This window comes from Gemmata obscuriglobus (assembly GCF_008065095.1).
Taxonomy (GTDB): Bacteria; Planctomycetota; Planctomycetia; order Gemmatales; family Gemmataceae; genus Gemmata; species Gemmata obscuriglobus.
Genome location: NZ_CP042911.1, coordinates 2,893,964 through 2,906,936, shown reverse-complemented (window position 1 = coordinate 2,906,936; position 12,973 = coordinate 2,893,964). Strand labels below are relative to the sequence as shown.

Sequence of the window (12,973 nt, the reverse complement as noted above, 5' to 3'; positions counted from 1 at the left end):
AGCGCGGCGCGGGCCTTCCGAGGTGCAAGCGGCGGGCCAATGTCGTCACGCATTTGCGCCGAGCCATTCCCCGATCTTCGCGTCGAGTTCCGTTACGAACTGGCTCCGCGGCATCACCCGGTCGCACCCCGCCTGCCGGGCCGCGCGCAGCACGTCGGGCTCGACGTGCGACCCGTAAGCGATCACGCGCGGGGCGGGGTCGCAGACCGCTTTCAGGTCGGCGAGGAGCGCGGGCAGGTCCAGCCCCGGGTTGTGAACGTCGAGGATAACGCCCCCGGGCGTCGTGGCCCGGGCCGCGGCGAGCAGATCGGCGGCGGTGCGCACCATGCGGACGGCCAGCCCCGCCGCGCGTGCGGTTCCGGACACGCGGCTGAAGAAGATCAGGTCGTCGCACAGCATCAGTCCGGGCGCGCTCACTTCTTCTCCCCCAGTCCTTTCGCGTCGAGCGTCATGTCGATGGCCTTGTTCAGCCCCTCGTCGAACTTCTTCTCGCGGAAGCTGGCGATCAGCGCGGCCTTGAGCTTCGGGCCGAAGCCCTTGGGCAGGTCGGCGGCCTCGGAGACGTGAACGTACAGCGTCTCCGGCTTCATGCTCACGAACACGTGAACCCCCTTGAGGTTCAACTCCTTGGCCCGTGCGTCGGTGAACTCCTTGAAGAACTTCTCGCGCTCCGCCGGCCTCATCGCGGCGATTTTATTGGGATCGCCTTTCGGCGGGGACGGCGCCGTTTCGACCACGAAGTCGATGCCCTTCTCCTTGAACAGCCGCTCCGCGGCGGGCGCGAGTCGCGCCCACGCGGTCTCGCCGAACCGCTTCGCCTCGTCCTTGCTTTCCAGCGCCTTCTCGCGCTTGGGCGCGTCCTTTTGCGCGCCCGGCGCAACCGGCTCAGTCTTCTGGGCCAGCACAACCGAGCCAAAAGACCCCAGAACGATCAAAGCGAACAGAGTGCGGCGCATGCTTCACCTCACGGACGAATGGGGAGAGTACAGCCAATTCTACACCGGCACGCGCGGCGCACAGGGGGGAAGGCCCGAATCACCTGCGCCCCGAGCAAACGGTCGGCACTCCAGAAGTGGACTTGAGCGATTCCACGGTTTTCCTCTGGCGTCCCGCTCGCCGCCACGCTATCAGGCCGCAACACCGATTACAGTGTTTGCCACACACCCACGAACGGGGGAAGACATGCGCAAGAAGGCGCTGTTGGGAGCCAGTTTGGCGCTGCTGACGGGCGGGGTGGTCGTGGGCCAGCAGCCGGGAGCGCCGCGGCTCGCACCAGCTCTGCCGCCGGGCGTTACGCCCGTCGGGTCGGCACAGCCGACCAACCCGGTGGCGCCGGCCGGAGGGGCGTACCTCCCCCCGACCAGCGGCATTCAGCCCGCGAGCGTCACGTCCGCGCCGGTGCCGCTGCCCACGAACATTGAGATCAAAACCGCCCTGGGCGCCGACCACCCGTGGCTGCTCAAACCGGAGCACGGGGCGTTCTTCATCATGGTGAAGAGCTACGTGCGCCCCGCGAAGGACACGCCGGCGGCGAAAGAGGACCCCGGCGCCTCCGCCCGCGAACTGGCCGAAGGGCTGGCCCACGAGATCCGCGACACGTACCGGGTCCAGGCGTTCTTGTTCGAGTACATCTCGGAGGAACGTAAGGCGGAAATGCGCCAGATCGCGGCGGCCCGGCAGAAGGCGCAGGCTTACGCGGCCGAGATCGCCAAGCTCCGGCAGCGCAGCCAGTTCCAGGGGACGGAGTTCCTGGAACCGGACAACAAGATGCACGTGATGACCCACCACCACCGCGACCAGATCGGCGTGCTGGTGGGCGGGTTCCAGAACGAGGACGACGCCAAGAGGGCGCTGCTCAAGCTGAAGACCTGGCCCACCCCGAAGAACGAACTCTTGGTGGACAAGAGCGCGATCGTTCAGACCGGGGCGAACGGCAAGTCCGAGATCGTGAAGGCCGCGATCAACCCTTACGCCGGCGCGTTCGTCGTACCGAACCCGACCGTGCCGCGGTCCGCGCAGCCGCAGCAGGGCTTCGACCCGTTCATCGTGAAGCTGAACGAGGGCATGCCGTACAACCTGCTGAAGGCGAAGAAGACCTGGACGCTGGCGGTGAAGTCGTTCGTCGCGCCGGTCGAGATCACCAACAAGGAATCGACCCCGAGCGTGATGCAAAAGATGGGGTTCAGCAAGGGCGCGGACGCACTGGCGGCGGGCGCGGAACAGGCCGAAGGGCTCGCCAAGGCGCTCCGCCAAATGAAGGGGCCGAACGACCAGGGGCTGAACCTGGAAGCGTTCGTGCTGCACACCCGCAACGCCAGTCTCGTCACCGTCGGCCAGTTCGACGGGCCGGACGACCCGTCGCTGCTCGCGACCAAGCGGCTGCTGGCGGCGCTCCAATCGAAAACGCGGGTGACCGAGGACAAGACCGGGCTGCGGCCGGTCGCGAACGCCCCGACGCTGTTCGACAACATCATGCCGATGCCGATCCCGAAGGCGAAAGAGTAAGGCACCGGGGACGACCGCGGGCGGATCAGCGGTCGTCCGCGTTCAGCCGAAACGGGACGAAGAGCGGTTCGTGGTCCACGTCGTCGCCGTGGCACCCGTGGGCAAAGATCGGCAGGGCCAGCAGGGCTACCGTGACAAAGACGAGGAACCCCACGCGAGCGGGGGACACGAGTCCCCCGAGTACGAGTAACCGCTGACGACAATGAGCGGGCTGCCGGCAGGCACCACGTGTGCGCCGGCGTTGAAACCCACTCAAAGGGCTTCGTAACGCGGTTTTCACTTCTGCTCCTTCCCCTTCAGGTGCGTATCCAGGAACGTCAGGGCCTGAGTCAAGCTCTTGGCAAACGTCCGCCCGGTCCACCCGTGCCCCTCGCCGAACAGGGTGACGAGCTGGCAGTTCGCGCCGCAGTCCGTGAGTTTCTTGTGCAGCGATTCGGAGTGGACCACCGGCACCACCACATCGAACGTGCCGTGAAAGATCAGCACCGGGGGGGCCGTCTTTGACACGTACGTCACCGGCGACGCCTTTTTGAACACCTCTTTGTCGGTCTTGGCGTCCTTCCCGAACACCGGCACCAGGTACGCGTCCAGGATCGCCTCGGTGTTATACAGGCTCAGATCGGTGGGTCCGAAGAAGTCCACCACGCACTGCACCTTCGAGCTTTGGTCGAGGTTCGAGCCCGCATCCCAACCCGCGACCTTGTCCGCCAGACCCAAGAGTAGCGCGAGGTGCCCGCCGGCCGAGAACCCGGCCGCCGCGAACTTGTCGCGGTCGATGCCGTAGGTCTTGGCGTTCGCGCGCAAGAACCGCACCGCGGCCCGAACGTCCTGGATTTGGGCCGGGAACCGGTGCTTCGGCGCCAGCCGGTATCCGACCGACGCCACGACGTACCCCTTCGCCGCGACCTCTTCAATCAGTGACGCGCCGCCCTTCGGACCGACCGACAGGTCTTTGCGGCTCCCGCCGACCCAGGCGCCGCCGTGGAGCAGCACGATACAGGGGTACGACCCGCTCTCCTTCGGGGCGCAGATGTCGAGCTTCAGTTCCTGTTTGTCGATGGTGTCGTACACCACGTCCTTTTCCGTCTTCACCGCAAGGGGGGTGGCCCCGGCGGAGGTGGCTGGCGCCGGCCCGTCTCCGCGGGCCGGCAAGGCCGGAAGAGTCGCCGTCAATACGAATAACCCGGCCGCAAGGACCGAACGCATTCGCGTCATCGTCTGTTCTCCGAACTGGTTCCGGTGGGTGCCCATTTTACGCCCCGACCGGGTTTGCACCGCACGATTCTTGCCCGCGCTGAAACCTGGCACCGTCACCCGGTGTGAGCTACAGTTCGAGCGGCTGCCAAATTTAAAACATCGCCAGAACTCAGCCCGCACCATGAACCTGATCGTGAGCTGCCCCGGCTGCGGGCTCCGCGGCCGACTGCCCGACAACTTGCTCGGGCTCAAAACGATCGTGTGCCCGAAGTGCCGCACCGCGGTGCCGGTGGCCGAGTTACTGAACCGCGCGTCGCCGGTCGCGGACGACTCGTTCCCGATCTGGGTGGACGGCGAGTTCACCAGCGCCGCGCTCGCCCAGGCGCCACAGGTGCCGGCCCCATCGAAGGCCGAGGAGCCCGTTTACGCCGGCGACTTTATGAAGGAAGAGGCGGCCCGGTTCGAGCAGTACGTGGCGGCACGGCTCGGCGAGTTACACAAAAAGCGCCGCGAGTTGGCCGAGGCCGAATGCAAGTTCGAAGCGCTCACCATGCAGCGCAAGCAGGAGTTGCACCGCCAGCAGGGAGCGCTCGCCGCGACTTCCGACGAAGTCGCGAAACGCGAGAGCGACCTCCAGGCGCGTGAAGCCGCCCTCCAGGCGCGCGAGGCCGAACTGGCGGCGCGCGAAACGAAGGTGTCACGTTCAGACCAGCGGGCCGCGGACCTCGACCGGCGGGCGGCCGAACTCCGGGTCACCCTCGACCAGCTCGAAGGGCGTCGCGCCGCCGTTGCCGAAGAGCGAAGCGCACTCGAGCGACGGGCAGCCGAGCTCGACCGCATCGAGTTGGCCCTCCACCGCCGCAGCGCGGAACTCGACGAGTTGGACGAGCGCCTCCGACAGGAGCAAGAAGAATGGGAGCAATCGCACGAGCGCACGCGCTGAAAACCACACCCGGAACCGCCACAGCCACTCGTCTCGCGCCGGTCGTTCTCACTTGAGCGGGCGGATGCGGACGTTGCGGAACGCCGTCGGACCGTGGTCCGTCTGGAGCATGAAGGCCCCGGTCGGAGTCTCTTTCTTACCCCAGTTCCCACCGGTCGGTGTTTTGACCTCGGCGTTCTCGTGAATCACCTGCCCGTTGAGCGTCGCCTTCACCACCAACGCGCTCGCGCTCTTCTCGCCCTTCTCGTTGAACCGCGGTGACTTCCATGTCGCTTCAAGGGTCTGCCACTCGCCAAACGGCTTCGCGGCGTTCACCTTCGGCGGCACGCCCTTGTCCAGGTATCCGCCCCTCTCCAGGTTCGCCCGCGGGTAGATGCCGCCCATGTGGCTACCATCTAGGTTCTTCTTGCCGTAATCGTCCTGGATCTGGATCTCGTACACCTCGTGAAACTTGACCCCGGCGTTGGAGCCCTTCGCAATCAGAAACTCGACGTGGATCTCGCAGTCACCGAACTCCTCTTTCGTGATGAGGTTCGGGAGCCGCCCGGTCTCACCGTTAACCCACACCGCACCGCCCGGCTTCTTTTCCGCCTTCAGGCGCACGTCGGCTTTGCCCTTCGAATCCGGAGCGAGTTTCACCTCGCTCGCGAAGATCCACCGGTCGTCGACCTTCTTCCACACCTCGGGGCTCATCAGGTCGATCCACCCGTCGGCGCTCGCGGCGAGCTTTTTCGGCTCGTCCGCTCCCGCAACCGCGCCTGCGAGCACCGCAGCGACAAGGGCGACGAGCCTGTGCATGGCAGCATCCCGAATGGCAGTTTTCGTTACCCGTGTGTAACCACGGCCATTATCATCAACCCGCGACCCGCACGGGTCTACCGCGAATTCCGAAAGGAGCACTCTCCGATGCTGATTTCTCGCCTCGCACTGGTAGCCGCACTGACCGCGACCGGTTCGGCCGCGAACGCCGCCGAGCACTGGGTGTACTTCGGCACATACACCGGGAAGGGCGAAACGGACAGCAAGGGCATCTACCGGGCGAAGTTCGACGACGCCAGCGGCAAACTCACCGCCCCGGAACTGGCGGCCGAAATGGGCAGCCCGTCGTTCGTAACCGTCCACCCGAACAAACAGTTCCTGTACGCGGTGGGCGAAGGCGGCGGAAAAGAGGGCGGACCGGTCGTCGCGTTCGCGATCGACGCGAAAACCGGTGAACTGAAGAAGCTTAACGAGGACAAGAGCGGCGGCCCCGGGCCGTGCTACATCGTGATCTCACCGAAGGGCGAGTTCGCGGCGGTTGCGAACTACGGCGGGGGCAGCACCTGCGTGTTCACGGTGGAAGCCGACGGGAAACTCGGCAAGCGCCTCGGGTTCGTTCAACACACGGGCAGCAGCACCAACCCGAACCGGCAGAAGGAGCCGCACGCGCACTGCTGCGCGTTCAATGCGGCCGGCGACCACCTGTACACCGTGGACCTCGGAATCGACAAGATCAAGGTGTTCCACGTTAGCCTGAAGAAAGGTGTCGAAGAGGATACGGAAGAGGACATCACCACCCCGCCGGGGAGCGGCCCGCGGCACATCGCGTTCGCCCCGGACGGCAAGGGCATTTACGTGTGCGGCGAACTCGACTCAACGGTCAACGTGATTAAGGGCGGGAAGGTCGTACAGTCGCTCTCGACCTTACCGAAGCCGACCCCGGGCAACTCGACCGCCGAGTGCATCGTCTCCCCGGACGGGAAATTCGTGTACGTGTCGAACCGCGGTCACAACACCGTCGCGGCGTTCAAGGTGAAGGACGATCGCATGCTGGAAGCCGCCGGGCACATTGCCGGCGACATCAAGATCCCGCGCAACTTCAACATCGACCCTTCGGGGAAGTGGATGCTGATCGCGAGCCAGGACGGCGGTAAGGTCGGGGTGTGGGCGCGTGACGCCGAAACCGGCGGGGCCAAAGAGACCGGCACCACCGTGCCGGTGAGCCGGTGCGTGTGTGTGAAGTTCGTGCCAGTTAAGTAGTCAAACGCCGAAGGGCCGGAACCCGTAAAGCCGCCGGCCCGCGCTCTGAAGCGCCTCCGACGTTCCGGGTTCCGGCCTCACGACGCTTGACTACTTTTGCAGGATCGGCAGGTAGTTGTTCGGCAACTGGAGCACGATCAGGCTCATGGCGGTGGCGTACGCCGGCCCGTGAACGTGGTCCGCCCAAGTGCCGCCGCTGGCGCGGACCCGCCCGAGCAGTTCGTCGCGGATCGCCGGGAACCACGTCCGCCAGTAGTCGCCGCCGGCGGTCCACATCGCGAGGGCCGCGTAGTACTGGCCGTAGTAGTAGTGCGCCGCCGGCAACTCGCGCTGGTTGAACATGCGGTTCGGCATGTACTGCTGGAGGTATCGCAAACCGCGCTCGATGGCCCGGCTGTTGACTTCCTCGTCCTCGGGTACGCTGGCGCTGTACAGGCCCACAACTGCGGCCGCTGTGCGGGCGAACGCGCTGCCCCCCTGCCCCTTGAAGTAACTGAACCCGCCGTCCGGGAGTTGGCACCGGCGAATGTACTCCGAGCCCTGCCGGATCACGCTCTTGCGCACGAACACCCCGGCGTTCCGGGCGGCGCGCAGCGCCATCATGAACGCGACCGTCACGGACACGTCCGCGAACGGCGCCTTCGGCTCGTACCGCCACCCGCCTTCCTTATTCTGGGCGTCCACCGCGAACGCGGTCGCGCGCTCGAGCACCGCCCGCACCTTCTTCTGGCGCACGGCCTCCGGCAGCATCCCGCACACCTCCGCGAGGAACAAGCTCGCGAACCCGTGGCTGTACATCGCGCTCGGCTGGCTCCCGAACCGGAAATCGTCGGTGGTCAGGAACCCGCTGCTGGCTCCTTTCGTCCGGTCCACCACGTAATCGACGACCCGGCTGATGTGTTTCGCGTACTTCCCTCGCCCAGGTTGTTGCCCCGCACCTAAAAGGGCCAGTCCGCACAGACCGGTGATCCCGGCCGCGACCCCGCCCGCCAACAGCCCGCCGCCGAACGAGCCGTCCGACGCCTGCCCGTGCGCGAGCTGCGCGAGCCCGCGGTCGATGGCCTCCTGCGTTTCGGCAGTGATGAACTCCGCGCCGGTCTCGGACCGCGGCCCGCCCCCGGGTTGCGCGAGCCCGACGAGGTGCAGCCCCGCGGTCGCACCGCCGGACACCGTGGTCCGCAGGAACGTGCGTCGCGACACCGACCGCAGAGGGTCAAACATGGTGATAAGCTCGTCTGATCCGGGCCTTCAGTGGGTAGCGGCGTTATCAATTAGCTACGGATACGGCTGCTGGCACCTCGCAGCCCTGTGCTCTTACTTCTTCGGCTCGTTGGGCTTCGCGTTCTTGTCCGCGAGCGACGAGTAATACAGCCGCAGCAGTTCCGCGTACTTCGGGGTGAACTCTTCTTTGTAGTACTGAGACATCTGGCGCCGGAGTTTGTCCGGGAGGTGTCCCCACACGTTTTTCGAGGCGTCCTCTTCCTCGAACGGCAGCACGCCCTTCCCGCTCGCTTTACCCATCAGACCGTCGGGCAGCTTCACTGCCGGATCGCCCTGAGGTTTGCTGTCTTTCGACGCCTTCGGCTCCTTGCCCGCCTCCTTCGTGTCGTTGCCAGGCTTGTTCTGCTGCCCCCCCGGTTCCTGTTTGGGGTCGTTCATCGGGTCCCCCATCCGCGGCCGGCGCTCGCCCGTCCCCATCGGCTGCGAATCGCTCCGATCAGGTCCCATGCCACCTTCCTTGGGCATCGGCGGCTGGTTCATGCCGTCCTTGGGCATCGGAGCGTCGCTCTTCGGCGACATGCCGCCCATGTCGTTCTTTTTTTCGGGGCTGCCCGTGTTGTCTTTTTGACCTCCCTTCTTGTCCTGCGGTTTGTCGCTCTTGTCCTGCGGCTTGTCGCTCTTGTCCTGGTCCGGTTTCGGTGGGGGTGGGTTCTCTTGCTGGTTAATGAGCGCGTCGATGTCGGACAGGATCTTGGTCTGCGTCTTACGTGTGTCTGCTCCGGTATCTTTCTTCTCCAACTTGTCGCCAACACTCTTTGAGTTCGTGATGATGCGTTCAACGGTCACGGCCGGGTTCTCGGCTTTCACCGGTTCCGACCGCGGGACGGGGTCCCGCGAACCGTCCGGGCGCACCTCTCGCGGCGCCGGAGCGACCGGCAGTCCCGCGCGAGCCGGGGTGTGGGCCAACCCAACCGCCGAGAAGAACAGCGCGACGCACGCGAAACGGTTCTTCATGGTTTCCCCTGTGGCGGCACGTCTCCGGGCGCGTCTTTCGCGCCCCCCTGGGGCGCGTCTTGGTCTCTTTTCGGCCCCTCTTTCGAGCCGAACATTTTGGCGACCTGCTCGAACAGTTCCGCGATCTCGCGTTGCGCCTGTTCGAGTTCCTTCAGCTCATCGCGCTCGGCGGGCGTGAGCTTCTCGGGGTCCGGGTGGTCTGTGGCGAAGCGGGTGGTGCGCTCGTTCAGTTCCGCCTGGAGCGCCCGCAGCACCTTGAGCTGCGCGAGCGGCGGCACCACCTCTTGGTCCCCGCCGCCCGACGCGTTCGGCGGCTGCGGCCCCTTGGGCGACGGTTGCGGAGCGCCGCCCTTCTTCGCCGGTTCCTTCTTGTCGTCGGGCTTGAGCGCGTCGGCGAGTTGCTCCAACCGACGCAGCGCGAGTTCCATCGGGCGCATGACGTTACGGTCCCCGAGCGCCTCCAGTTCCGCATCGTAAGCGGCGGCGAGGTCCGCGTCGTCGCACCGGACTTTGATCTTTTCGCGGGCCAGGTCCATCGCCCCCGCGGCGTCGGTGAGCAGGCGGGCGAGCACGGGCAGAGGTGCGAACTCGTTGCCCCCGAGTTTGCGTGCCTCGGCGGCAAGTTCCGCCTCGCGTGCGGTCTCGATGTCGGAATAGCTGGTGAGGAGGGGCCGGTCCCAGCCCTTTTGTTTGGCGACCTCCCCATGAACCCGAAGCGCTTCAGCGACCGCGGCTTTCTGTCGCTCGGCGAGCGACCTCACCTGGTCGGCGAGTTTGCGGCGCTTCTCGTCCGAGAGCTGCTGGCCGCCTTGCGCGGCGGCGAGGTCGAGTCGGTCCCGAACGGCGTCGAGCGTCTCGACCGCGGCCCGCTGGTCGCGGGCGTTCGGCTGCCCGCGCTCCAGGTCGTCGCGCGCCGCTTCCATTTTGTCCACCGCGTTGCGCGTCTCACGAGCCGCCGCGTCGGCCTTCTCGGCCGTCAGCTTCTGGAGCAGTTCGCGGCCCCGCTCCAGGAGCTTGTCCTGTTCCGCCCCCAACACCTTGAGGGTCTCGGCGCGCTGCACCGGGTCCTGAATGTTATTGGCGGCCTCGACCCGCTTGCGGAGGCTGTCCTGCGCCCCGGCGAGGGCGTCGAGTTGGTCGGCGGCCCGCCTCTGCGCCTGCGGCTTGGCGAGTTCGGGCGCGGCGTCGCCCTCTTTCTCGGCGAGGGCCTCGGCAAGGGCGCCGAGGCCCTCGCCGGCCGCGCGAAGCGCGTCCGCGCCGTCGTTCTGGCGGTTCCGGCGGAGGCGCTCGGCCGCGCCGCGCAGGTCGTCGGGCAGTTGCTGTCCGCCCGCGGCGTCGAGCCCCGCGCGGAGCGCGCGCGCCTCGGCCCCGGCCTTATCCGCCGCGGCGCGCAGGTCGGCCGCGGTCCCGGCCGCCGCATCCGCTTGCGCGTTCAGAGCCGACTTCTCGACCGGGTTGCTCACGGCACCGGCCTGCCGCTTCAGAGCCCCGGCCTCTTCGTCCTTGAGCGCGGCCTGCGTGCGGAGCCCGGCCGCCTGACCGTCCTTCTCGGCGGCAAGCCGGGCCGCCCGGGCGATGAGCTGTCCGGCCTGCTCGGCCGCCTGTTCCGCCCGCACGCCGGCGCGGTCCAGTTCGCGCCGCTCGTCGTCGGTCGGGTTCAGTTTCCCTTCTCGCACCCGCCCCTTGAGCTGCTCCAGCGCGTTCAGTTGCCGCAGGATGTTGTCCTTTTGAACGCGGGCCTCGCCGCGGATCTCGCCCGCCCCGCCCCACATCGCGAGCAGGTCGAGCAGCGCGGATACGGTGTCCTCGACGCTCCTCTGGCTCCGCCCGGCGCGTTTCAGGTAATCGGCCAGTTCTTTGTCCAGTTCGGGCGCGGGCGGCTGCCCGAGCAGCCGGATCGCGTCGGCCAGGTTCTGCTGGACCGTGCCGAGGTCTCGATCGGCGGTGCGACCGAGTTCTTCGGCGACCAGCGTCACGCGATCGGTGGTGTTCGACCGGGGCAGTTCGTTCGCCCGCACCGTTTCGCGTAAGAGGTCCGCCCGCGCGCGCAGTCCCTGGGTTGGGTCGGTGACGCGCCCGACGATCTGGCGCTGGCCCTGGTCGGCCCCGACCAACCGGTCGCGGTCAAGCGGCGACAGCACCCCGCCCGGGAGCGGCGTCACCTCGGCCACCTTCTGCCGGGCGTCGCGCTGCTGCTCACGGATGCGGACCAGGTCCGGACGAAACGCGGCAAGCTCCTTCTGGAGCCACGCGTCGACGGCCTCCGGTGAGGCGATTCGGATCTCCACTTCCGCGGCGCTGCGGCCGAGCCCCTTCAGCGGGGCCACGTCGTCGAAATCGTCGGCCGCGGCGCGAAGCACCAGCAAATCCCCTTCGCGCACGGGCGCCCCGTCGGCTCGCGTGAACGCCGAAACCGGAACGCGGGTGGTCGCTTCGATCGCCCCGGCCGGCGGAACGGCGGCGCCCGCAGGCCCGCCCGCGACGCCCGCGAGCGCCGCGGCGGGTACGCGCCCCGCGCCCCCGAGCGGGATCGTGCGTACCGAACCGTCACGGCCGACTCGGTACTCCAGGAACAGCCGGCGCGCCCCGTAGAGTGGGTCTTCGGCGGCGGCAGCGACGCGCACGGTCGCGGCCGGCGTCAAGTACTGGGGGTCGCGCCCCGCTGCCGGCCGGCTCAGCGTCACCTTTGGCACCGGATCGGGCGTGAGGTCGATTTTAAGGGTTCGCGTGCCGGTCAAGCCGGTGTCGTCGGCCAGCCGCAGCGCGTACAGGCCCGACAACCGGGGAATGAAGGTCGCGGAGATGTGGGTACCGTCCCCGGAGACCGCGAGCGGGATGTCGGCGATCATCTCGTCGGCCAGCGCCTGTGCGGCAATCGCGGCCAGGGGATCGAAGTGCCCCAGGTGAGCGAACGGCGCGGCCGGTGCGACGGCCCCGGGATCACCGGCGAAGGTGAGCGTCGCGGCAGAAAGCCTCACGTCGGTCGCCGCGCGAAACCCGACGAGCGTGCCAACGGGCACTTCGAACCGCTCGACGCCGTCAATGTCGAGCGGGGCGAGCCCCGTGTAAGCCGGTCGCGTGAGTACGAGGTGCGGCGACGGCCGCCCGTCCAGCGGGACGAGCCGGGGCGGCGGGACCACGTCCACCGTGTGCCACTCCGTGGCACCATCGTTGGCGGTCACGCGCAGCTCGAACGTGTTCGACACGCGGGCGGGATCGAACCGGGCGGTCACGACCGCGGCCCCGGGCACCTGGGTGTCGTTGTTCATGGTGAGCGGGAACTGCTCCTCGAACTCGCCACCGTCCCGGACCCGCACGCACACCGTCGCGGGTCCGTTGAGCGCCCCGCGCACCGCGAACCGGAGCTCGAACGCCTCGCCCTTCGCGATCCGGGCGGGGAACTCGCGGGGCGAAAGGAACTCGACCCGCGTCTTGGTGGGCCAGGGGTGCGCGCCGAACGGGTCCGCGAGCCGGGCGGCCGCAACACCGGCCGCGTCGAGGTTGAGTAACGTCAACGGCAGCGCCACGGCCAGCGCGGCGGCACAAAGCCACCCGTTCCGCCAGCACGGCCCGTAGGGCACCAGGTGCTCGAGCGGCAACCGGCCCACACGCCGCTCGGCGGCCCGGACCGCGACCGAGGTGAGCCGGTTCGACACACCGGGCCGCGCAGGCGGGCGCTCGTCCTCGTCGGCGTTACCGAGAAACGACACCGCCGACGCAAGCGAGTCGTTGAGCGCGGGGAACCGGTCTTCGAGTTCGAGTGAGACGGCGAGCGCGTCGGTACGGAGTCGCCGGGCGCGCCCCAACCCGCGGAGCCACACGACCCCGACCGCCACAAGGACCGCCACCAGGGCGAACGCCCGGGCCGGGGGAGAAAGTTGAACCGTCGCGTCGAGCGCCCCCGCACTCGCGGCACCGCCAACGGCGACCGCAGCGAGCGCGAAGCCCCCGGACGCAACCGCAACCCGCTTCCGCGTGCGGCCGAGTTCGGCGAGCCGGTCGGTGAGCGATTCGCGATCCGTCGGCGGGCGCAGCAGCAGTGCCATGCGGACCTCTTCTTGACGGTGCGGGGCG

General features: G+C 67.9%; 11 protein-coding genes. 3 read left to right on the top strand and 8 right to left on the bottom strand.

What is annotated here, in order from left to right:
* Window positions 1–45: 45 nt before the first annotated feature.
* Together GobsT_RS12100 and GobsT_RS12095 are read right to left on the bottom strand one after the other, a co-directional pair.
* The gene (locus GobsT_RS12100) at window positions 46–417 is read right to left on the bottom strand and encodes a hypothetical protein (RefSeq protein WP_010047544.1); all 372 of its coding nucleotides are present in this window, start codon (window positions 415–417) and stop codon (window positions 46–48) included.
* The gene (locus tag GobsT_RS12095; protein ID WP_010047546.1) at window positions 414–956 is read right to left on the bottom strand and encodes a TPM domain-containing protein; all 543 of its coding nucleotides are present in this window, start codon (window positions 954–956) and stop codon (window positions 414–416) included. The genes GobsT_RS12100 and GobsT_RS12095 overlap by 4 nt, the downstream gene beginning before the upstream one ends.
* Before the next feature lie 226 nt (window positions 957–1,182).
* Here GobsT_RS12095 and GobsT_RS12090 point away from each other — a divergent pair, with 226 nt between their 5' ends.
* The gene (locus GobsT_RS12090; RefSeq protein ID WP_010047548.1) at window positions 1,183–2,505 is read left to right on the top strand and encodes an SPOR domain-containing protein; all 1,323 of its coding nucleotides are present in this window, start codon (window positions 1,183–1,185) and stop codon (window positions 2,503–2,505) included.
* Window positions 2,506–2,530: 25 nt separating this feature from the next.
* Here the strand turns inward: GobsT_RS12090 and GobsT_RS37720 are convergent, their stop codons facing one another.
* Both GobsT_RS37720 and GobsT_RS12085 read right to left on the bottom strand, forming a co-directional pair.
* Entirely contained in the window at window positions 2,531–2,674 is a 144-nt protein-coding gene (locus GobsT_RS37720) for a hypothetical protein (RefSeq protein WP_157506967.1), read from the bottom strand.
* A 107-nt stretch (window positions 2,675–2,781) separates the two neighbouring features.
* A complete protein-coding gene (locus GobsT_RS12085; protein WP_157506970.1) occupies window positions 2,782–3,720 on the bottom strand; it encodes an alpha/beta hydrolase in 939 nt (312 codons plus the stop codon).
* 163 nt (window positions 3,721–3,883) lie between these two features.
* Between GobsT_RS12085 and GobsT_RS12080 the strand changes: the two genes are divergently transcribed.
* A complete protein-coding gene (locus tag GobsT_RS12080) occupies window positions 3,884–4,645 on the top strand; it encodes a hypothetical protein (RefSeq protein ID WP_029601198.1) in 762 nt (253 codons plus the stop codon).
* A gap of 48 nt (window positions 4,646–4,693) precedes the next feature.
* On the opposite strand, the gene GobsT_RS12075 is transcribed toward GobsT_RS12080, so the two are convergent.
* Window positions 4,694–5,443 carry a 3-keto-disaccharide hydrolase gene (locus tag GobsT_RS12075; RefSeq protein ID WP_010047554.1) on the bottom strand — a complete coding sequence of 250 codons (750 nt, stop codon included), beginning with the start codon at window positions 5,441–5,443 and terminating at the stop codon, window positions 4,694–4,696.
* 108 nt (window positions 5,444–5,551) lie between these two features.
* Here GobsT_RS12075 and GobsT_RS12070 point away from each other — a divergent pair, with 108 nt between their 5' ends.
* Complete coding sequence (locus GobsT_RS12070; RefSeq protein WP_010047556.1) at window positions 5,552–6,664, top strand: lactonase family protein; 1,113 nt, start codon at window positions 5,552–5,554, stop codon at window positions 6,662–6,664.
* Between the two features lie 90 nt (window positions 6,665–6,754).
* On the opposite strand, the gene GobsT_RS12065 is transcribed toward GobsT_RS12070, so the two are convergent.
* The 3 genes from GobsT_RS12065 to GobsT_RS12055 all read right to left on the bottom strand — a co-directional run bounded on the left by GobsT_RS12065 (window position 6,755) and on the right by GobsT_RS12055 (window position 12,945).
* Window positions 6,755–7,885, bottom strand: a complete 1,131-nt coding sequence (locus GobsT_RS12065) for a prenyltransferase (protein ID WP_109571128.1) — start codon at window positions 7,883–7,885, stop codon at window positions 6,755–6,757.
* A gap of 93 nt (window positions 7,886–7,978) precedes the next feature.
* Window positions 7,979–8,899 (bottom strand): hypothetical protein, encoded by a 921-nt coding sequence (locus tag GobsT_RS12060; protein WP_010051633.1) that lies wholly within the window; start codon window positions 8,897–8,899, stop codon window positions 7,979–7,981.
* Entirely contained in the window at window positions 8,896–12,945 is a 4,050-nt protein-coding gene (locus tag GobsT_RS12055; RefSeq protein WP_109571129.1) for a hypothetical protein, read from the bottom strand. The genes GobsT_RS12060 and GobsT_RS12055 overlap by 4 nt, the downstream gene beginning before the upstream one ends.
* Window positions 12,946–12,973 lie beyond the last annotated feature (28 nt).

Coding starts and splice junctions, on each gene's coding strand:
- GobsT_RS12055 (WP_109571129.1), bottom strand. CDS start 12,945: ATGGCACTGCTGCTGCGCCCGCCGACGGATCGCGAATCGCTCACCGAC.
- GobsT_RS12070 (WP_010047556.1), top strand. CDS start 5,552: ATGCTGATTTCTCGCCTCGCACTGGTAGCCGCACTGACCGCGACCGGT.
- GobsT_RS12085 (WP_157506970.1), bottom strand. CDS start 3,720: ATGACGCGAATGCGTTCGGTCCTTGCGGCCGGGTTATTCGTATTGACG.
- GobsT_RS12065 (WP_109571128.1), bottom strand. CDS start 7,885: ATGTTTGACCCTCTGCGGTCGGTGTCGCGACGCACGTTCCTGCGGACC.
- GobsT_RS12090 (WP_010047548.1), top strand. CDS start 1,183: ATGCGCAAGAAGGCGCTGTTGGGAGCCAGTTTGGCGCTGCTGACGGGC.
- GobsT_RS12095 (WP_010047546.1), bottom strand. CDS start 956: ATGCGCCGCACTCTGTTCGCTTTGATCGTTCTGGGGTCTTTTGGCTCG.
- GobsT_RS12060 (WP_010051633.1), bottom strand. CDS start 8,899: ATGAAGAACCGTTTCGCGTGCGTCGCGCTGTTCTTCTCGGCGGTTGGG.
- GobsT_RS12075 (WP_010047554.1), bottom strand. CDS start 5,443: ATGCACAGGCTCGTCGCCCTTGTCGCTGCGGTGCTCGCAGGCGCGGTT.
- GobsT_RS12080 (WP_029601198.1), top strand. CDS start 3,884: ATGAACCTGATCGTGAGCTGCCCCGGCTGCGGGCTCCGCGGCCGACTG.